The sequence below is a fragment of the Methylomonas sp. MS20 genome, assembly GCF_050275925.1.
In the GTDB taxonomy this organism is placed as follows: Bacteria; Pseudomonadota; Gammaproteobacteria; order Methylococcales; family Methylomonadaceae; genus Methylomonas; species Methylomonas koyamae_A.
Window position 1 is genome coordinate 53,002 of the sequence record NZ_CP189963.1, and the last position, 20,781, is coordinate 73,782.

The window sequence follows — 20,781 nt, forward strand, 5'->3', positions numbered from 1 at the left end:
GACGTATGAGTATGCCTGGAAAACTTTTGTGGTATGGTCCAACTCCATTACCTGGCATCTTTGATAAGTTAAACAAGCGGGGTTTCACGGTACTGGAGAATCCAGATGTAGCCGATCTCAATGATTCATTGCTTGGCGTAACCTCAATCGTGGTATTCAGCCATGAAGCGAATGATGCGAGATTCAATCAGGTTACTTATAGACAACTGCCACGCTTTATTAATCATGGAATCCTTGTCCTTATTTTAGCTAATCGCAAAGATAAATTGCGAATTCATGAAGAATATTTAAAACTAATTGACCCTGTATTCCCTTGGGACGAAGAAGTAACCTTTTTAAACGATTTAAGGCAACAAAATTTCGACAATATTATTGAGTATCAACCGGCTCTAAAATGGAAGCACATCAACATTGTGGAACTCGACCATTCCGAAAAGCTTAAATCGGATGAGCGTCTTTTGATTTGTAGAGCCTTTCAGAATGCGGAAGAATTACGCATTCATGAACTTCAATCCGGATTCACTACATCCCGAGTTTTCATGGCTTACGAAAAACGGAGATTGAGTTCGACCGCTCACTGGACACTACCACGTTTAGTTAAAATTGGGGAGCGCAAAGTGCTAGAGCTTGAAGTTGGAGCCATGAAGGATGCTTCACCATTCATACCGTTTGAGTTAAGGCCAAATCTTGAAGTGTATGTAGAAGGATTTTCAAAGTCAGTTTATGTCGCAGACTTCGTTGAAAACTCTGAATCTATGCTAATTGCTGCAAGAGCTGGCCGGGCAGAAAATGCAATTTCTAATTTATTTAATCGAACACTACTACGTTGGCGTGACATTGCTTGGCAGAAAACTAAGCCTAATGAATCACTCGCACTGGCTGCCGAACGCCTTGGAATTATTTCCCCAGATAAAATTCATCGGGATTATTTGGATTCTGAGCCAATTCAAAATGCAGGAATTGATGTCAATACGCTATGGGAGATTCTTAAAAATATTTCATTCGAACATCGATCTGCCATTATTCATGGCGACCTACATGGTGACAATATTCGAGTGCGTGGTGATGACGCAATCTTAATTGATCTTGGTGAAGTAAAGGGAACTAATGAGTTTGGAAAGGGAGCACCAATTTGTTTCGACGTAGCGATGCTAGAGGTAGCATTAGTTTTTACCTGCACGGATGAAGAAAATGCGAGTCAACAGTTTAAACTAAAAGAATGGGAACAAAATATCCGTCCATTTTACGAACTCGACGCAATCTTGCGCACACCCGATCGGGATTCAGCGCCCAGACCTGACTTTTGGCTTTTCGGTTGTTTGCAACGGGTTCGCGCCTTTAGTATTTATGAACAGAGCGACCCGCACGAGTATGCTATCGCTTTAGTGATTGCGCTGTGGCGATGGTGCAAATTTTCACCTAAGTCAATCACTGATAGAGGACGTCGCGTTGTTGCATTAGAAATTGGCGCAAATATTATCAGCGAAATCAAGACCCAAAGAGAAAAGTTCCCATGAAAAAGAAAGCTAAAAGAATTCGGGACAGAGGCACTGTATCTCACCGTCGTGATGCCGATACCTTAATGGAACAGCCTGGCGATTTCGTTCTAGTAAATCGAGGTGTGCTCCGGTCATTTGTTATGCGTTGTCCTGATGGCTGTGGAGAGACGCTCACGATCAATCTGGATGCGCGCACAGATAAAGCTTGGCGGTTTTATCGGAAACGCAACCAGATTTCGGTGTTTCCCTCAGTATGGCGTGACACCGGCTGCTGCAGCCATTTCATCATATGGAATCATGTTATTGTCTGGTGTGACAAGTATTGGGATGATAGTGACGTCATCGTAGAAGATGAGATCGAATTACGAAGAAAAGTGCTGTCAGTTTGCACCAAAGACTGGCTGCACTATACGCAAATTGCAGAAAAACTTGATGAAGTACCTTGGGACATTAATTGGGCATGTTCACAACTAGTTCGGCGCGCTAATGCTTTGGTGGAGGGCAATGATAAGTTGCGTGGTTTTTTCAGGGTACCCTAGATCTGATCATGTGCTGAAAAAATGGTTGTCCTGATAAATGACTAATTTATTGATATGACTAGCAGTTTTTTATTCAGAATTAATGGCGACTTTGAAATCGGAATAGGCAGCTGATTTAATCGGCGAGTGACGCCTTCCGTCCGTAAAGATTTTCGCCCATCCATGGGACGAAAATCAGGACTCCACCGTCACGGTGATTGCCTTCGGCGGCCCCGATTCGTCCGCGTCACCTCCTTTCGACCCAACAAGGGGTCGAAACATTGGCTCTCGCATGACTTAACGGCGTGTCGCGATGCCTTGCAGGTTTTCTGCGAAAACCCGCCCGGCGCTACGCCTATCGGGGACTAAAATTCATCACTTCGCTAGCGCTCCGTTTCCATGAATTTCAGCGTTGGAATATACAGAATATTTTATAAATTCAACAAATATTTGCCACTATGCCCTATTTTTACACGCATGTTGGCTGTATGCGATTGAGAGATTTTCATGAATAAAGAACTCGAATTAGAACAAGAAAATGCTCGCAAAAACTCTGAAATCGTTATTATCCGATTACCAAACAGACTGGCAAAGAGAGAAGACTTGTTGCTAACGAAGTTTTCTAATCATCAAGGTAATCCGTTAACGAAGCTTAAGGATCTCTACAGCTTTATGGATGAATTATTTTCTTTTGTTCATCAATTCACTCCCTGCAAAAAGGGTTGCAGTTCATGTTGTTACTACGACGTATCTATTTCTGAACTTGAAATTCAATACATTGAGGGTGCTACGAAAATCAAGCGATCAAAAAATCCTAAGCAGTCTTCGTCTTTCCATGGTACACCCTGTCCATTTTTGAAAGCTGGTGTTTGCAGTATTTATGAGTATCGGCCGTTTTTTGCCGTCAACATGTAGCCCTTACCCGAACATCAATATGGTGTCACCCCGATAAATGCGGCACTGGCGAGTTTACACTTTTAAAATTTTCCGAAATAATCAGAAGTTACAACTTCATTATTCGTGAAAACGATAATGCTTCGATTTTCGACATCCGTCAAATATTTCAATAGTTGAAAACCATGCAAAACCAGGCGGTGCACTGTTTCGGTGTTTATTCAAAATAACTATTTATGGGTGTTTTACGACTGGTTACGCTGGCGAATATCCCCGATCTATTAACTGCCGCCTCAGATTTATATGCCTCCTATCAATAGCTGAGGGATGATTAGAATCAATGGTCCCTTTCCAAGTTGGACACTCTAAAACCATAAAGCAACCGACATGACCGAATCAAATCACATCAGCCCACTGGATAGCGGTATTGCCGTGATTCATTCCAATCAACTGGAAGAACTCCGGGATGTCGTGGAATATTGGCTACGCCAACACCCGCTAGCCCCCTTGGAGAACGAGATTTTCCTGGTGCAGAGCAATGGCATGGGGCAGTGGTTAAAACAAAATTTGGCCCAAAACGCCTCATTAGGCATTGTCGCCTCTACCAAAGTGCAATTGCCCTCGTTGTTCATCTGGAGTGCCTATCGTGCGGTATTGGGCGAGAAAATTCCCAAAGAGCAACTCCTGGCCAAAGCCCCGCTGATTTGGCGTTTGTATCGGTTGTTGCCCATTCTGGTGACGCAATCCGGTTTTGAAACCCTGGCCAGCTTTTTGGCGGATGACAGCAACAGCCGTAAACGCTATCAACTGGCCGAACAACTCGCGGACCTGTTCGACCAATATCAGGTGTACCGTTCGGACTGGATGTCGGATTGGGCCGAAGGGAATGATGTGTTGCGCAACGCCCACGGTGAGATCAAGCCTCTGCCCGAACAACAGCACTGGCAAGCCCTTTTATGGCGGGCGGTGCTTGAGGATTTGGGCGAGGCGTCCATGCAGTTCGCCAGTCGAGCATCAGTACATGCGCAGTTTATGACGCATATCGATACGCTGGAACAGCGTCCAGCGGGGATTCCACGGCGGATTATTCTGTTTGGGCTATCGTCCCTACCGCAACAATCGCTCGAAGTGTTGGCCAAGCTGGGTAAGTTTTGTCAGATCGTGTTGTTTGTCCATAACCCTTGCCAGCATTACTGGGCTGACATTATTGAAGACAAGGAACTTCTCAAAGCCGAGCGGCGGCGGCAGTCATATAAGGCGGGGATGACCTCCTCATTGACCGCCGAAGAACTGCATCTGCATACGCCGCCGTTATTGGCCGCCTGGGGTAAACAGGGACGTGATTACATTCGCTTGCTGGACCATTTTGATGAAACCCAGCGCTATGAGCACTGGCATTGGCCGCAGAACAAAATCGATCTATTCAAAGACTATGGGGAGCCCGGTCAACGCAGCTTGCTGCAACATCTCCAGCAGTCCGTTCTCGATCTGGAGCCTTTACCTGAAGACCCCTTACTGCTACCCGTAGCGGATGATTCCATCGCCTTTCATATCGCCCACAGCCCGCAGCGTGAAGTCGAAATTTTGCACGATCAACTGCTCGCCCGTTTTGCCGCGGCCAAACAAAATAGGGAACCGCTTTACCCGCGCGATGTGATTGTGATGGTGCCGGACATTAATCAATATGCGCCGCATATCCGCGCGGTGTTTGGCCAGATTCAAGCGGATGACCCGCGCTATATTCCTTACAGTTTGGCTGACCAACAACAACGCGGCCAAAATCCCATGCTGGTGGCCGTCGAGGCCTTACTGAATTTACCGGAATCGCGATTTGCCGTCAGTGAGTTTCTGGGCTTGCTGGAAGTGCCTGCACTGCGGGCGCGTTTCGATATCGATGAATCGGCTATTCCAAAATTACATCAATGGATAGAAGAAGCCGGCATTCGTTGGGGCTTGAATGCCGAACAACGCACCCAAGCGGTAAGTATGCCGGCAAATTTGGAGGCCAATACCTGGCAGTTTGGTTTACGCCGAATGTTATTGGGATATGCGGTCGGCGCCGGCGAGGCTTTTGCCCAGATCGAGCCTTATGCTGAAATTGGCGGGCTGGAGGCACAATGGGTGGGCGATTTGGCCTTTCTGCTGGAGTCGCTTGAGAAATATGCCTTATTGCTCAAGCGTGAACAAAATACCAAAGAATGGCAACGGACCCTGTTAGCGCTGCTGGACGACTTTTTTAGAGTCAGCAACGACCAGGAGCGAAAAACCCTGGAAATCCTGACCAGTTCCTTAGCTAAGTGGGGCCAGTCCTGCGAGCAAGCGGGCTTAATGGAAACGGATACAATGCCGATTAATGTGGTGCGTGAGGCCTGGCTCTCCAGCGTGGATGAACCGTCCTTGCATCAACGCTTCCTCAGCGGCCGCGTCAACTTCTGTACCTTGATGCCGATGCGCGCCATTCCGTTCCGGCTGATTTGCCTGTTGGGCATGAATGATGGCGACTATCCGCGCAATCAACAAGCGCCCAGCTTTGATCTGATGAGTCACCGAGGCCAATATCGTCCCGGCGACCGTTCGCGCCGGCAGGACGATCAGTACCTGTTTCTGGAGGCCTTATTGTCGGCAAGGCAGCAGCTGTATATCAGCTGGGTGGGACGCAGCATACGCGATAACAGTGAGCGACCGCCTTCCGTGTTGATCAGTCAATTACGCGAAGTGTTAGCTCAGGGATGGCGGCTTGCGGATGAGGTTTCCTTACTGGCGTCCTTGACTGTCGAACATCCATTGCAACCGTTTAGCCTTGCCTATGTCTTGCAAAATCGAGATCCAAGGCTGTTTACCTATGCGCGGGAATGGTATGAGCCGGCAACGGATAGCCATTTATCCGAGCGATCCGCACCCAATCCGGAAGAAAAAGGGTTTACGCTCACCCTGGAGTCGCTGGCTCGTTTTTTGAAAGCCCCGGTCAAAGCCTTCTGCAATCATACCCTGAAGTTTGGCTTCGATGAGGAAACGGTCACCAGCGAAGATCATGAACCGTTTGGCTTTGACGCGTTGCAAGCCTATGTATTGAGTGAAGCCTTGCTGCAACGCTTAAACAGCGTACAGGCGAACGGCGCCGATCTCGATGACACCGCGGCGTTTTTTACCCAGCAACAATCCGCCATGGCCCAGCAGGGCCTGCTGCCTTTAGGCGGGTTTGCTCAGGCCACCTATGACGCCATCAGCGAACCGGTCAAATTGGCTTGGCAGCAGTACCAAGCAATACTGCCCGTCTGGTCCAGCGAACTCGAAGCTCATGCCACCCATTTGCCGCCCTTTACCCTGGCCGATGGGGTGACGGTACAGTTGACGGGTGATTTGAGCCAGTTACGGCGTAGCAGCGATCAGCAGGGGGATGGCTTGATTTATTTGACCGCTCAGCGATTGATCAATAAAGACAAGACCCTCAAATACCCCAATTTGTTATTACATTGGGTGCAGCATCTGGCGGCGTGTGCCGATCATTTACCGGTACAGACGCTGGTGATTGCCGCCGATACGGTGATTGAAATCCCCGCCATTGATCAAGCCGAAGCTTATGCGCACCTGCAATCCCTGGTCGAAGCGTATCACCAAGGCATGCAAGCCCCGTTGCCGGTGGCCTGCAAAACCGCTTTTGCCTGGCTGGCCGCCGCTGCCAACAGTGATCAGGATAAAGCCCTGGAAAAAGCCATCAGCCGATACCAAGGGGATGATTGGACGCCAGGGGAGGTAGATTATGATGCCTATCTGACACGATTCTTTCCGGATTTTGCCAGTTTAAACCAAAGCCCTCAGGAAACCGCTCAAAAGTCGGGTCAAAACACCGATCAAGACAAGGCTTTTCAATATTGGGTGGAAACGCTGTATCAACCGGCCTTTAATCAAATCCAGCAAACCGAAATCGCACAGGGAGCGTCAGAATGAGTACGGCTATTGCGTTAAATCCGGTGACGTTTCCCTTGTCCGGGACCCGCTTGATTGAGGCCAGCGCCGGGACGGGTAAGACTTATACCATTGCGGCACTTTATGTGCGCTTGATACTGGGGCATCAACCCGACGACTCGCTTCCAAGGCGTGAGTTATTGCCACCGGAAATTCTGGTGGTCACGTTTACCGAAGCTTCGACTAAAGAGTTGCGCGAACGGATTCGAGAGCGTCTTAGCCAGGTCGCGCGTTTTTTCCGTGAGCAACCGGTGAAAAGCGATGCCTTTCTGGAAGCCATCCGCGCGGATTATGATCCGGGTCTCTGGTCAGCCTGTGCCCGGCGTCTGGAACTGGCCGCCAACTGGATGGACGAAGCGGCTGTCCACACCATCCATAGCTGGTGTAATCGGATGTTGCAACAACATGCGTTCGATAGTGGCAGCCTGTTTCATCAGGAGGTCAATACCGACGATACCGAACTGTTGAACGAAGTCGTTAGAGATTATTGGCGCACGTTCTATTACGAAATGGCGCACGACGACCCGGACTTTCTGGCGCTCTATAGCCTTTTTCAGCAACCGGATAACTTACTCGGGGAAATTCGCTCGCTGTTATATAACGCCGATCCGATCGCGAACTGCCTAACGCCCGATCAAGACATCAAAACCTTGATGACGGCAGTCAATACCGCCAAGCAAGACGCCTTGCAATTACTCAAGCAGCCTTGGGGGGCATGGGCAAATGAAATTAAAGAGTTAGTGGAAACAGCGGTTAAAAACAAAGTACTGCCCGGTACAAACTATAAGTCCAATTCCATTAAGAGCTGGATCGATAAAATAATTACCTGGAGTACTGATCCGAATCAGGAATCACTTGATCTACTAACGGGTTTTAAAAGCCTATCGCCGGCCGGTATGGCAAACCTCGCCAAATCGGGACAAACGCCGCCCGTGCATCCCGGCTTTGAGGCGATTAGCGAATTGCCGGGGCAACTGGCTGCGCTACCGAACTTAAAAATTGAACTGATCAAACACGCTATCCACTGGATTCGCAACCGTTACGATAGTGAAAAGCAACGTGTGGCGCGGATGACGTTCGATGACATGCTGACCCGCCTTGATCAAGCCCTGCAAGGCAACAACGGTCAGCGCTTGGCAAGCGTGATTCGGCAGCAATACCCCATCGCCTTAATCGATGAGTTTCAGGATACCGACCCGGTGCAATACCGTATCTTTTCCACCCTGTATCCGGCAGAGGGTGATGCAGAGTTGGGTTGTTTGATGATCGGCGACCCCAAACAAGCGATCTACTCGTTCCGGGGCGCCGATATTTACACCTATCTCAGGGCGCATCAGGATACGGCCGGGAAGCATTACACGCTAAGCACTAACTACCGCTCTACCCAACATCTGGTGGACGCGGTGAATCAGGTCTTTCTATATGCCGATCAGCAGCCCAACGGGGCCTTTCGGTTCAAACGCGAGAATGATAATCCCTTGCCGTTCATTGCGGTGGCCGCCCAGGGCCGTGAGAATGAATGGGTCATCAACGATCTGGCGGCGCCGGCCTTAACGCTCTGGCATTGGGATAACACCGATACCGATGGCCAGCTAAAGCCCGTGGGACTGCCGGAATATCGGCAAACCATGGCCGAAGTGACGGCCAGCGAGATTGTGGGCTTGCTGAATTTGGCGACGCAAGGCCGTACCGGTTTTAAATCGTCAAAAAAGTTAAAGTCCTTACAACCCTCGGATATTGCGATTTTAGTCAGAAGCGGCGCCGAAGCCAAAGTGATGCGAAACGCACTGGCCAGACGCCAATTGCGTAGCGTCTATCTGTCCGAGCGCGACTCGATCTTTGCCAGCCGTGAGGCGAAAGACCTGTTGCTGTGGCTGAAAGCGCTCGCCGAACCGCGTAATGAACGCAAGGTGCGCACCGCGTTAAGTACCGCCACCTTTGGCTGGTCTTATCAAGCGCTGCAGCAACTGGCGATAGATGAGCCCGGCTGGGAAGAGCAATTGGAACGTTTCCTGGGGTATCAGGCGCGCTGGCAACAGGATGGTATTTTGCCGACCTTGCGGCAACTGATGAGCGATTATGGCTTGCATGCGCGGCTCACCGCGGACAGTGAAGGCGAACGCTGCATCACTAATCTATTGCATCTGGCGGAGCTTCTGCAACAAGCCAGCGGCCAGCTCGAAGGCGAGCAGGCTTTAATCCGTTATCTGGCGGAGGCTATCGAAGCCGAGAGTAGTCAATCCGGCGACGAAGGTATTATCCGTCTGGAAAGCGATGCCAATCTGATCAAAATCGTCACCATCCATAAATCCAAGGGCCTTGAGTATCCCTTGGTGTTTCTGCCTTTTATATGCAGCTTTCGGGAAATCAACAGCCGATTCAATACCCACTACCGCTATCACGATGAACAGCAAACCCTCAACATCGATTTGACGAAGGCGGATGACATTAGGGCGTTAAGCGATGAAGAACGCCTGCAGGAAGACTTGCGCTTACTGTATGTCGCCATGACCCGAGCGCAGCATGCCTGCTGGTTAGGGATTGCGCCGATTAAATTCGGCAATACCAAGGAATGCCAGCTGGAAAAATCCGCCATGGGTTCGCTGTTGAATTGGCAAGCCGGATTGCCAGCCGGCGAATTGGGGTCACAACTGACGCTGCTGAAAGGCCATTGCGAGTCCATCCTGCTGACCGGCTTACCCACCATCAACGATGAGCCTTACCTTGCCCCGCAACAAACGGAGCAATTGGAATCCACGCGCACTGCCGCCGCCAGAATTGCCAATAATTGGTGGGTGGCAAGCTATAGCGCTCTGCAAATTGAAGAGACCCAGTTGATCCAGGAGGAGCAACCGCCTCTGCCGCAAGAACTGGAAACCGCCCGGGACGATAAACAAAATGATGAAGCGGATCTGAATCTCGCGCCGACGCTAAAGCCACTGGCGGGCATCCACGGTTTAGCTCGAGGCTCAGGGCCTGGGGTGTTGATTCATGACCTTCTGGAGCAATGCGCACAATTAGGTTTTTCGACTGTGCAGGCCAATCCGGCGCTAGGCCAACAATTAATCCAAAAGGGCTTTACCGCCAGTGAATGGACTCACAAACAAGAGATTATTGCCTCGGCATTATCGGTCTGGTTAAGCATGCCCTTGTTGGAAGGTGAAAATCTGAGTTTGGCTCAACTGGGTGCCGATGACTATCAGGCTGAAATGGAGTTTCTGCTGGGGGCGGACGCCGTCAATGTTCAAGCTTTAGACCAGCTGGTGACCCGACATACCTTTGCAGGGCTTCCCCGGCCGAGTTTGCTGCCGAGATTCGTCAACGGCTTATTAAAAGGCTTTATGGATTTGGTGTTTGTGTATAAACAGCAATATTACGTGGTGGATTACAAGTTTAATAGCTTGGGCAATGATGATGCGAGTTATACGCAGGAGGCTCTTGAACAGGCGATGCTGTCAAAACGCTACGATTTGCAATATTCACTCTATTTACTGGCGTTGCATCGTTTGCTGAAGGTTCGGCTGGGTGAACAGTACGATTACGATACGCATATCGGCGGCGGACTGTACTTGTTCCTACGGGGAGCGCAAGGCCCAAGCGGTGGCCGGCTGTTGACTAAACCACCGCGTGAGCTCATCGAAGGCCTGGATAAGTTGTTTTCAGCATCGACGCTCAAGGGAGACACACTATGACGCAGGAATTATCCGTACTTGAAAACATGGAGCTATGGATAGCGCGGGGCTGGTTAAGCCACTTGAACAGAGCGTTCGTTCGATTTCTGCTGGATCAAAATCCGGGGGCGAGCGATGCCGTCCTGTGGGCCGGAGCTTTGGTCAGCCACCAGCTGGATCGAGGTGAAGTGTATCTGGATTTAGAAAAACTCTGTCAACAGCCTGGCTTAACGCTGGCCATTCCGACCGATGATGCCTGGAAAGTCGAGCATGAATTGGCAAACCGCGAGTTATCGGCGCTGCAAGCATTTAATTTGGAACAATGGATCTCGGCGCTGAAACAATCCAAACTGGTGGCGTTGGGGCAGGGCAGCACACCTTTGGTTTTGGAAGGGGGGCGTTTATATTTACGGCGTTACTGGCACTATCAACAAACCCTGAATTCGAGTATTCAACAACGCTTGCTGCCAATCCGAGAGCATTTGCCCGTCGAGTTGCGCGATCAATTAACCGCCTTGTTTCCTGCTATCCCTGAAACAGCTGGAAACTCAAAGATCCCAGATTGGCAAAAAATCGCCTGTGTGTTGGCTTTACGTTCGCGGTTTACCATCATTACCGGTGGACCGGGTACCGGTAAAACCACGACCTTGACGAAGCTGTTAGCGCTATTGATCAACCTGACGCAATACGAATCGAACTACACGAAAAAGCTGAATATTTTATTGGCCGCACCCACTGGCAAAGCGGCCGCTAGGGTCAGTGAATCCATTGGCAAGGCGCTGGATCATCTGAACGTCAGTGAGGACATCAAACAAGCCATCCCCAAGAAAGCCAGCACGTTGCATCGCTTACTGGGAAGCCGGCACGACTCTCGACGATTTATTCATCATCGAGATAATCCCATCGTCGCGGATATTGTGGTTGTCGATGAGGGCTCGATGATAGATCTGGAAATGATGGCCTCGTTACTCGATGCGCTACCGGATACCGCCCAATTAATATTGCTGGGCGACAAGGATCAATTGGCGTCGGTCGAAGCCGGTTCTGTGATGGGGGATTTATGCTTTGGCGCCGAAAACAGTGCCTATGACGAATCAACACGGGCATGGATTAGCCAGTATGCAGGCGAACTGTTAGATACGCCCGCCATTACCGGTTCGGCGATCAACCAACAAACCATCATGCTTCGTTATAGCCACCGGTTTAATGAGCTCAGTGGTATTGGCCAGCTGGCCAAAGCGGTGAATCTAGGGAATGCCGAGCAAGCCCAAACCATCTTGAATAATCTAAGCACCTATACGGATTTAATACCTGAACCGCGTACAGAGTATTTAAAGCTGAGAGAACAGCCTAATCCGGATGCGGCAAACCGCTTGTTAAAAAAACTGGTGACCTTGAATGCCGGCGTCAATGACAACGGCAAACCCAATGATCGTCAAGGCTATGGCTATTATCTGGCCGTAATCGAGGAAAATCGTCCTGCCGATAACACCCAATACGATGACTGGGCTAAACAAGTACTGGTAGCCTTTGATACCTTTCAGGTGCTCTGCGCTCTGCGCCGTGGCGTGTGGGGAATAGAAGAGCTCAATCAGCGTATCGAAGACTGGTTGTTTCCACAACAAAAACCCAGCCTTTGGTATGAAGGCCGTCCCATCATGGTGACTCGGAATGATTACAATTTGGGCCTGATGAACGGCGATATCGGCATTGCCCTTAAAGACAGCAACGGAAAACTGAGGGTGGCATTTCCAAACGACGATCCCTTGGCTGACATCAAGATACGCTGGATATCGCCGATGCGGCTGCCGGATGTGGTCACGGCTTTTGCCATCACGGTTCATAAATCCCAAGGCTCAGAGTTTAGTCACGTTGCCTTGGTGTTGCCTGAAAACAGAAGTCCTGTGATTACCCGTGAACTGATCTACACGGGCATCACCCGAGCGAAAGAAAACTTCACCTTGCTGGAAAGTAGTGGGGATGTGTTTAATCAAGCAATTTTGGCATCTTGCATTTTTATGTAACTGTTTTTAATGCGATTAAAAACTTTCGAGGGTTTGAGCCGAGACCCCCTAGCCCAGTTATGCCGTGACTTCGCATAAGATTAGGTTATGTTAAATCATGGAAATTAACCGCTTGCTTTTGTAATAAAAACAAGCGCTTACATCGGGCCTGGTTTCGCTCTTTGCTAGGAGCCTGTCGGACAATAACCTTAGCCGCCTGATTTTGTGGGGCCGCCCGGTAAAAGAAGCCGGTGGTGCGGCTCGCAAAACAAATTACCGGATGTCACCCAGCCAAAAGCCGCCAAATCTGCTCGGCATACCAGGCAAACTGGCGGGACTTTGACGCTCATTCCAGCTTATCCGGCCGCCAGCACGTGGTACGCGAGCAGCCCTACCATATCGTGAGGCTGTTGCCGCTATGATTTAATCCGTGTTACTGAACGGTAGCAATTCGTCGATGCGACTATTAGGCCAGGTGGGGAGTTTTTCCAAGGTGTCTTTTAGCCAGGCCGCAGGATCGAGTCCGTTGAGTTTGGCGGTGCCGAGCAAGGTTTGGATGGCGGCAGCGCGTTGGCCGGCGCGTTCCGACCCTGCAAACAACCAATTCTTTTTGCCCAGCGCAATGGGACGAATGCTGTTCTCGACCGGGTTGTTGTCGATCGGTAGATCACCGGTTTCAGCGTAGCGTGCCAGTGCCGCCCAGCGTTTCAAGCTGTAGTCGATGGCTTTGGCCGTGGCGGTATTCGGTGCGGTGCGCAGGCGGGTTTGCTGTAGCCAGTCATGTAGCTCGGCCAGGATCGGCAGGCTGTTTTCGGCGCGCCGCTGTTTTCGCTCGGAGATACTTAATTCGCGTGCTGCGACTTCGATCGCATACAGCTTGGCGATGCGATTCAAGGCGTCTTGCGCGATAGGGCTTTGGCTGGCCTGGAACAGGTCGAAGAATTTGCGCCGCGCATGCGCCAGGCAGGCCAGTTCGACGCAAGGTTCGAGCAAGCGTTGCGATTCGGGATGTGCGCGGTCGGCGGCAAACAGGGCTTTATAGCCTGCGTAGTCATCCACCAATAAATGGCCGCGCCAGTCACCCAGAAACTGCTGCGCATAACGGCCGCCGCGACCGGCTTGATAATCGAAGACGATGATCTTGGGCCCCGGCTGCAGATCATTGCTGCGATAGGCCCACAGATAGGCTTTCTTGGTTTTACCACGGCCGGGATCGAGTTGCGGCACCGGGGTTTCGTCGGCGTGTAGACTCGCGCGTTGACGAAGATGCCACGCCAAACGGTCGGCTAAGGGTGCTAGCGCAACACCGAGGCGTCCAACCCAATCCGCTAAGGTGGAGCGGGACAGGCTCACGCCGTCACGCGCGGCCATTTGTTCCAACCGGTACAACGGCAGATGATCGAGGTATTTGCCGATCATTACCCAGGTGAGCAAACCGATCGCCGCCATACCGCCATCGATCACCGCCGGTGGAATCGGCGCAGCGGTGATGGTTTCACAGGCACGGCAGGCATATTGCGGGCGAATGTGTCGATGCACAAAGAATTTAGCCGGTTCGACATCCAGTTGCTCGCTGATGTCTTCACCGATACTTCGACAAGCTCAGTACAGGTTTTGACCAGGTCTTTACCGCAGGTTCCGCAGGCGCAGGATTCCGGCTCATGGCGGTGTTCAATGCGCGGCAGATGATCCGGTAAGGGTTGACGACCGGCGCGCGGACGTTTGGGGCGGGCCACGGTGTCGCAGGACTGATCATCCCGGAGTTGCTCGACTTCCTCATCAATCGCCGAAATATCGGTGTTCCAGGTTTCCTCGAACACGTCCCGTTGCAGCGGGGCCAGGCTTTCGTTCTTGCGACTGAAGCGGATGCGGCGGTAATACGCCAACTCATGGGTCAGCGCACCGATCTTGAGGTCTTTCGCATGAATCGTCGCCTCTTTGGCCTGGATGACTTGGGCATCCTGAGCCGCCTGATTCATCAACGCCTGAAGCAGCGCCGCCACTTCGGTTTTGGCAGTCGGTTCCAGATTCAATTGATCAAGTTTTGCCAGCGGATTCATGGGGTCATTATACCGCGGTCTCCCGCTGAAAGCCTTGGTATGACTGGATTTTAGTCGTGTTTAGTTCCCCGTTCCGCCCCGCATTCACAGCTGCCAGTCTGCTTGGGGTTGAGCGGTTAAGCGTTGCCAATCGACACCGGCAATTAACCATCGCCATTGTGCTTGGGTTAACGCAAACACCGCATCGCCCACCTTGGGCCAGACGAAGCCGCCCTGATGCAAACGGCGCTGACACAACCAAGCGCCATTGCCATCCCACAGCAACAACCGTAGCCGGTTGCCCGCGCGATTACGAAAAATAAACGCCGATCCCGCACACGGGGCATGCCCCAGACTCTGCTGCACAATCGCCGACAAACCATCCAGGCCGCGCCGCATATCCACTGGCGCCACCGCCAGCCAAATCTGCGCCGGATAATCGATCAAGCCAGACATTGTAACAACTCGGCCAACCAACCCACAGGCGTGGACATCGGCAATTCTAATTGGCTTCCTGAGTGCATAAGCCGAATCACGTCATGATCCGACGGTGCAGCATGCGTGACGGGTGATTGAATTTGTACCGGAATCAGCGTCGTGGCAGACGTGGACGATGTAGCCGCATCAGACAACCGTTTACGATATACCGACAAACGCATGGTAAACGTGCCGTAGTTTAATCCCTGTTGCCGGCAATACGCCGCCTGGCTTAATCCACTGCACTGCCAAGCTTGAATTTGTTGACCCCAGTCCACTGATAACGCCATTGCTGTACCTCGTCAAAAAGGCTCAGCATCGACAAGTTCGACAAATTTTAATAGGTGGGGCCGTTAGATGCTTACAGCACGTGCATCCGTTTCAGATTGTAAGCTAAGGCAACCAGTTTCCATTCGCCCGATGTCGCTAGCAGGCCGCGCAACGAGAACTGTCGAAAGCCCATGATCGGTTTGATGATGCCAAACACCGGCTCGACGCTGCATTTGCGCTGTCCGTAACAGGCGAGTCCCTGTTGGGTTTTCAAGGCATGCACCATGTTGACCACCGGATCGCCGGTGTGCGGCGCGGGCGCATCGTCCGCGAGGCGCTCTGCCAAAGGTAGATGATGCGAATCTCGGCCCAGGTCGATCAGTGGCGTGATGCCTCGGTCTTCGCAAACTTTGACATTGCCTTGGCGGAAGTAGCCGTTATCGGCCAGCAAGGTATCGGGTTTGCCCAAATCGCTTTCCAATTGGGCTACTTCGTCCAGCATCGGTTCGACTTGCGGCTTGTCGTTGGTGTCCTGCGTCAGCGTGACCGTCACGATGAGCAGGCTGTCAACATCGACGGCCGCCTGGCCCTTGTACCCCAGGGAACACAGACAAGTCATCCTTGAATTTGGGGTTGAGCAACTAGAGTGCACCGATCAAACGCTGGGTTAACAAGGTTTGCATGTCGCGTCGCCCATCCAGGATGGCATGAACGACAACTTGATCAGGCTGATTTGATAAATGATCCGGTAGGGTTTTACGATGAGTTGGCGGTATTGCCAAATCCCCAATACCAGAAGTTCTTTCGGCACCGTGCCGCGTTCTTCCAAATCGGCAAGGCTGATGACGGCGGCTTCAAGCGTATCGATGATTTTTGCCGCCACCTTATCACTGACTTCCAGCAGGAAGTAGTCATTGATGGCGAGCAAATCGGCCAAAGCTAGTTTGGTCAGCTGTACCGGAACACTCATGCTAAGCCGCGGCGCTTACGTAATCGGCTGAATGCCTCTTCACTGGAAACCGTGTTGCCTTCCGCTAAAGCTTGCTGACTCTGCGCCAACATTTTTAGCAAGGCCAGGGATTCCTGGGTCTGTTCGTAATCGGCAACCGACTGCACCACCATCGCCGCCTCGCCGTTTTGGGTAATGACCAGCGGCTGATGACTGGTTTTTAACTTTTCGATGACTTCGGCCGCATTGGCGTTTAAGTAACTGATGGGTTTAATGTTTTCTGATAGTTCCATTTTGCACGACTTCTGAACTCATAAATTCAGACCGAATTAAGTCCTGATTATAGCCTCTGCGCCATCAACATACCGTCTTGTAGGGGGTAGGCTAGTAAGGGTTTGGCAGAATTGGTGAAATTGGTGAAACTAAAGCCGAATTTTCACCAATTTGGGAGGGGCTATTGGCTGCTGGCTTTGTCATGCGTAGTCGTACCGAAAGAACTTCGCTGCTCACGCAAACGACTAACGCTGATGACCATTATTCGTCAGTGCCAGTACGAATGTACTACTACAAACGTACTTATTTACAAAAACCATTTTTTCTCTGTAGTATTTCACTAGAGTTATTTCTTAGTCGATTGATGCAGGCCAACCCTCCAATGTGCGCCCTTTCAAGTTGCGAGGATCTTTCAATGAATTGGTAGCTACCGCTACTCGATAATAAAAGGAGACTGTCATGACGTCCATATCCCTGGATTCTCCCGCTGACGGCGATGTGATAGAAGCTCCACTGGGTACTTCGAGAGTAGTCGCCTTCTCAGGCAGTTTCCAAGCATTCACCGATCCACCCAGCTCGGCCACTGTTAGTTTGGTAGTGGATGATCAACGCATACTGGCCTCGATCGACCTAGAGAATGGCACTTTCCGAGTCGATGTGGCCCTCAATAGCCCTAGTAACCCCACGATACACGCTATTCTTCAGACCCGGATTTGGATTGAGCCTACACATGGACAGACGGGAGGACATTGGCGTACAACCGGGCAAACGGATTCCAACCGGGTCACCGTAACGGTGACATCGACCCACCCAGACCCTGAGTTGGTCGTCGCGTGCCGTTGCGTCGATTCCAGAAGCCTGCCTCTGGTCGGCCTCACCATCGAAGCCTATGACCAGGACCCCAGGAGCCCTGACGACAAATTAGGCACGACGCAATTGACCGATCCAAACGGAAACGCGGTCTTTCGTTTCCATCGATCAGACTTCACCGAGCATCCCGGCGAGCGAAATCCGGACGTGTACTTCAAAATCGCTCTGGCCGGCAATCCTTACAGCTACGTTTTACCGGGTGAGCGTAACGACCGTGGCGTGTTGCGCAATTTCACGCCGCGTCCCAATCCGGTCATCATCCAGGTACCCGACTTACGAGGATATATCGTGCGCGGCGCCATACTTGCTAAATGGCTGAGTCTGGGCGCACATACTGGCTTGCTGGGCAGACCTGCTAGCGACGAGACCCAAACCCCGGGCGGGGGCGGATTTTTTAATCATTTCGATGGCGGCTCCATCTACTGGACCGAACGCTGGGGCGCCTTCGAGGTTCACGGCTTAATACGGCAAAAGTGGGCCGATCTGAGCTGGGAACAAGGCTTTCTGGGCTTTCCCGTCACCGACGAGCTGGATATTCCCGACGGCAGCGGCGGCCGGTACAACGTATTCGAACATGGCATTGTCACCTGGCATCCGGGTCAGACTGAAGCGGTCGCCGAAGCTCATCATTACGAACGCATTTATGCGCAGGTTAGGGCTCAGATAATCGGACGCTTCTTCGCCATCGGACACGAAGGGCGTCGCAATCATCTGGTGGTCCGCAACCGCCTGCAGGCAAGCCGCCTGGAGGACGTAGATCGCTGGAATATCGTCGAGAGCTACGGAGAGAATCCGTTGATGGACGGCGCACTCCTGCATACCGCCTTGGCGATTGAACTCGATGCGGGAAATGCCGAGTCGGCTAGGGTCTTGAGTGCTGCCCAACAAACGCTGGATTCCTTGTTTAGCTGGAACGAAAACGGGGCGAACTCGGAGGCGCGCTTGCCGACACGCTGGGATGCCGGTCTGCCCATTTACAACGAAAACGAGCCGGACGTCCGGGGAGACCAATTCCTGGATGTGGGCGATGGCGTCTATGCCAACGCGCTGCCGGCCAGCCATTGGTACCATCATCCAAGACGCGATCCCGAACTCCTCTCGCGCTGGCTTGGACCGACCGAAGCGCAGGCTTACAGCGACCGCCAATACCGTTACTGGACGCGCTACCGCCGTTGGGAACTTTCAATGGACGAGTTGACCGGCCTAGTCGCGTCTTGCTGGATCATCTCCAAGCTCGCCGGAAATGACCAGGACATTTCGAATACAGCGAGACGCCAAGCCACCTGGCTGGGAAACTTTCTGGCGGACAACGGCTATATATTGGTTCGACCCATGAGGGGGCTGTCGTGGCGGGGGGCTACCGGTCTACTGCCAGCTTTGGAACACCCGTTTTCCCGCGCGCTTCAGTTTGCGGCCGGCGGCACCGCTTTCGGGTCGCGTACGAACTTTCGCGGTGCCATGGAACGGGCCGGCTATTGGCCCCTGCTTGAAGGCCCCATCGCCGCCTCCCAGGTGATCGGCTGGATATCGCTGCCCGTCGCACTTTCTTTGCTGGGACCCGTCATCAGCACGGCGCTCGGTGCCGTACCGCCCTTGACCCTCGATCTGACCTCCTTGGTTTCCAGATTGGGCATACTTCCGTCCACGATCTTCAGTGCGCTCGCGGTCATGCAGAACGCCAGCATCTTCGACATCAAAGAGCAGGACGAAACGCCGGCCGCCTTGTTATTTCGCGATGTGCTCGACAAGGCACTGGCCTATTCAACCTTGACCACAGGGCAAGCCGCTTTCGCAACGTATGACAAGTGGTCTGTCAATTTCCATAGCTGGATAGGCCTGACCGGGATAGACGATATCGACACGACGGTGCGTGATACCTTCGCGGAATGGTTTCAAATCCGCCAAGCCCATCCTGAATTGGAGCCCGAAGGGATTGGCAGCCGCACGCTGTTTGCCCATGGCATCGCCGCCCTGGCGTTCAACGACGCCGACGCCGACGCGCGCCTGGTAGCGATGCTGGAACGCGTCATCGTCGAATTGTTTCGAGACAGCTATTTTGCGCCGCAACTTCCCATCGTCATAGACGGAGGCGGAAACCTTAATGAAGTTTGTGGTCACTCGAGCGAGACTTCGAGTCATTCTCCGCTGGATTTGTTGGCAGGGCTGGCTCTGGCCTTCTGGCATGCAAAGCGTCGTATACAGGACGGTAACCCGGTCACCACGCCACGGTTTCCCGCGCCGCTAGCCGCCAACCGTTTTGGGTTCTGGCCCAAGATTACGGACGCCGCCGGTCTGGAGTTATTTGGATTGCCCCTGGTGCCGCGCCGACCCGTGCCAATTCCGACCCATGCTTGGGGGCCTGCAACCCAGGCGATTTGCGACATCCGCATTCCGATAGGCGCGGCCAGTCCCGGCGACGTGCCGACCGGCATCACACTTTATCCGGGTTGCGAGATCCAGATCGATGCCAGTGGGCAAATCTGGGGTGGCGGCCTTCTCGATCCCTCCAATGGGCCGGAAGGCTTAACGCGGCTGGTCGCCGACAAAAACTGGCCGCTGCATGTAGGGCTAGACCCCGCAGCAAAAGCGTTTTGCCTGCTTGGTCGGCTCAACGGCTACTTCCGCATTGGCAACGGCATGGTTAGAAGCCCTTGGAACTATCACGAGCCGCGGAAATTGTTTCTAAGGATCAACGACGACAGGCCTGGCGATGGAAACGGGCAATTCGAAGTGCGTATACGAGTCTGGGCGCCGGAAAATCGCCCGGCCTCGGATGTGTTTCAGCCTGTTAACTTCCTGCGGGATGGTGACGTCCTACGTACATCGGATGCGGCGGATTTGATCGAAGTGACCGTGGAACAAGGCGCCGTGCCAAACGATCGAGTCGAGTTCGTTCTTCAGACGCCCGCCACCGTCACTTGGCGCAAAGAAATTGTGATCCGTGAGAATGCCGCGGACCCCGGGGTGACCATTGCAACCCACGATGAAATCCATGTTGCTGCGAACGGACTGTACCTTTACCAACTTGCTAGTGCCACTCTGACATTCCGTAAAGACAAGGGATTCTTCGGCGGTGGCGTACAAAACGTGGCCACTTTGAATGGACTGAACGAGATAAATCCCGGCGCCCGCCTAACCTTCAAGTGGGTGCACGACTAACAGGTGTCGGTGTTTTCGGCCACCGTTGCTTTAAATGGGCTTCTATCGCAAATTTACAGCAGACCCAAAATGACTGGTCTTGAAAACGAACTTTCCCTATCTAACCACTTTAAGCTTGGGGAAATACGCCACTAGGCTGACAGATAAGCGGCTCGATACGCAACGACCCTCGGGTTTTTGACAAACAAATTGG

Annotated in this window: 12 protein-coding genes and 1 pseudogene; 7 read left to right on the forward strand and 6 right to left on the reverse strand. The window is 52.2% G+C overall.

Going from position 1 to position 20,781, the window contains the following annotated elements; translation table 11 throughout:
• Nucleotides 1-5 precede the first annotated feature (5 nt).
• The 6 genes from ACQE3D_RS24760 to recD all read left to right on the forward strand — a co-directional run bounded on the left by ACQE3D_RS24760 (nt 6) and on the right by recD (nt 12,572).
• Nucleotides 6-1,517, forward strand: a complete 1,512-nt coding sequence (locus tag ACQE3D_RS24760) for a hypothetical protein (RefSeq protein WP_427551849.1) — start codon at nt 6-8, stop codon at nt 1,515-1,517.
• Nucleotides 1,514-2,038, forward strand: a complete 525-nt coding sequence (locus ACQE3D_RS24765) for a DUF6527 family protein (protein WP_427551850.1) — start codon at nt 1,514-1,516, stop codon at nt 2,036-2,038. Before ACQE3D_RS24760 ends, ACQE3D_RS24765 begins: the two co-directional genes overlap by 4 nt.
• 486 nt (nt 2,039-2,524) lie before the next feature.
• Complete coding sequence (locus ACQE3D_RS24770) at nt 2,525-2,932, forward strand: YkgJ family cysteine cluster protein (RefSeq protein ID WP_427551851.1); 408 nt, start codon at nt 2,525-2,527, stop codon at nt 2,930-2,932.
• A 366-nt stretch (nt 2,933-3,298) separates the two neighbouring features.
• Nucleotides 3,299-6,859 (forward strand): exodeoxyribonuclease V subunit gamma, encoded by a 3,561-nt coding sequence (gene recC / locus ACQE3D_RS24775; RefSeq protein WP_427551852.1) that lies wholly within the window; start codon nt 3,299-3,301, stop codon nt 6,857-6,859.
• Nucleotides 6,856-10,569, forward strand: coding sequence for an exodeoxyribonuclease V subunit beta (gene recB, locus ACQE3D_RS24780; RefSeq protein ID WP_427551853.1), 3,714 nt, complete (start codon nt 6,856-6,858; stop codon nt 10,567-10,569). Before recC ends, recB begins: the two co-directional genes overlap by 4 nt.
• Nucleotides 10,566-12,572 (forward strand): exodeoxyribonuclease V subunit alpha, encoded by a 2,007-nt coding sequence (gene recD / locus ACQE3D_RS24785; protein ID WP_427551854.1) that lies wholly within the window; start codon nt 10,566-10,568, stop codon nt 12,570-12,572. The genes recB and recD overlap by 4 nt, the downstream gene beginning before the upstream one ends.
• 402 nt (nt 12,573-12,974) lie before the next feature.
• Here recD and tnpC read toward each other — a convergent pair.
• From tnpC to ACQE3D_RS24815, 6 genes and pseudogenes are all read right to left on the reverse strand, one after another.
• Nucleotides 12,975-14,611: pseudogene (gene tnpC / locus ACQE3D_RS24790) on the reverse strand (IS66 family transposase).
• A gap of 84 nt (nt 14,612-14,695) precedes the next feature.
• Nucleotides 14,696-15,046 carry an IS66 family insertion sequence element accessory protein TnpB gene (gene tnpB / locus ACQE3D_RS24795; RefSeq protein ID WP_427551855.1) on the reverse strand — a complete coding sequence of 117 codons (351 nt, stop codon included), beginning with the start codon at nt 15,044-15,046 and terminating at the stop codon, nt 14,696-14,698.
• Entirely contained in the window at nt 15,034-15,357 is a 324-nt protein-coding gene (gene tnpA / locus ACQE3D_RS24800) for an IS66 family insertion sequence element accessory protein TnpA (RefSeq protein WP_427551856.1), read from the reverse strand. Before tnpA ends, tnpB begins: the two co-directional genes overlap by 13 nt.
• A gap of 71 nt (nt 15,358-15,428) precedes the next feature.
• Entirely contained in the window at nt 15,429-15,956 is a 528-nt protein-coding gene (locus tag ACQE3D_RS24805) for a transposase (protein ID WP_427551857.1), read from the reverse strand.
• A 48-nt stretch (nt 15,957-16,004) separates the two neighbouring features.
• Nucleotides 16,005-16,307, reverse strand: a complete 303-nt coding sequence (locus ACQE3D_RS24810) for a type II toxin-antitoxin system RelE/ParE family toxin (protein WP_427551858.1) — start codon at nt 16,305-16,307, stop codon at nt 16,005-16,007.
• Nucleotides 16,304-16,579 carry a type II toxin-antitoxin system Phd/YefM family antitoxin gene (locus tag ACQE3D_RS24815; protein ID WP_427551859.1) on the reverse strand — a complete coding sequence of 92 codons (276 nt, stop codon included), beginning with the start codon at nt 16,577-16,579 and terminating at the stop codon, nt 16,304-16,306. The genes ACQE3D_RS24810 and ACQE3D_RS24815 overlap by 4 nt, the downstream gene beginning before the upstream one ends.
• 439 nt (nt 16,580-17,018) lie before the next feature.
• Here ACQE3D_RS24815 and ACQE3D_RS24820 point away from each other — a divergent pair, with 439 nt between their 5' ends.
• On the forward strand, nt 17,019-20,588 hold the full coding sequence (locus tag ACQE3D_RS24820) for an LGFP repeat-containing protein (protein ID WP_427551860.1): 3,570 nt from the start codon (nt 17,019-17,021) through the stop codon (nt 20,586-20,588).
• Nucleotides 20,589-20,781 lie beyond the last annotated feature (193 nt).

Excerpts from the sequence above, each read along its gene's own strand:
- ACQE3D_RS24820 (WP_427551860.1), top strand. The coding sequence starts at position 17,019 with ATGACGTCCATATCCCTGGATTCTCCCGCTGACGGCGATGTGATAGAA.
- recD (WP_427551854.1), top strand. The coding sequence starts at position 10,566 with ATGACGCAGGAATTATCCGTACTTGAAAACATGGAGCTATGGATAGCG.
- ACQE3D_RS24815 (WP_427551859.1), bottom strand. The coding sequence starts at position 16,579 with ATGGAACTATCAGAAAACATTAAACCCATCAGTTACTTAAACGCCAAT.
- ACQE3D_RS24770 (WP_427551851.1), top strand. The coding sequence starts at position 2,525 with ATGAATAAAGAACTCGAATTAGAACAAGAAAATGCTCGCAAAAACTCT.
- ACQE3D_RS24765 (WP_427551850.1), top strand. The coding sequence starts at position 1,514 with ATGAAAAAGAAAGCTAAAAGAATTCGGGACAGAGGCACTGTATCTCAC.
- recB (WP_427551853.1), top strand. The coding sequence starts at position 6,856 with ATGAGTACGGCTATTGCGTTAAATCCGGTGACGTTTCCCTTGTCCGGG.
- ACQE3D_RS24805 (WP_427551857.1), bottom strand. The coding sequence starts at position 15,956 with ATGACTTGTCTGTGTTCCCTGGGGTACAAGGGCCAGGCGGCCGTCGAT.
- ACQE3D_RS24810 (WP_427551858.1), bottom strand. The coding sequence starts at position 16,307 with ATGAGTGTTCCGGTACAGCTGACCAAACTAGCTTTGGCCGATTTGCTC.
- ACQE3D_RS24760 (WP_427551849.1), top strand. The coding sequence starts at position 6 with ATGAGTATGCCTGGAAAACTTTTGTGGTATGGTCCAACTCCATTACCT.
- recC (WP_427551852.1), top strand. The coding sequence starts at position 3,299 with ATGACCGAATCAAATCACATCAGCCCACTGGATAGCGGTATTGCCGTG.
- tnpA (WP_427551856.1), bottom strand. The coding sequence starts at position 15,357 with ATGGCGTTATCAGTGGACTGGGGTCAACAAATTCAAGCTTGGCAGTGC.
- tnpB (WP_427551855.1), bottom strand. The coding sequence starts at position 15,046 with ATGTCTGGCTTGATCGATTATCCGGCGCAGATTTGGCTGGCGGTGGCG.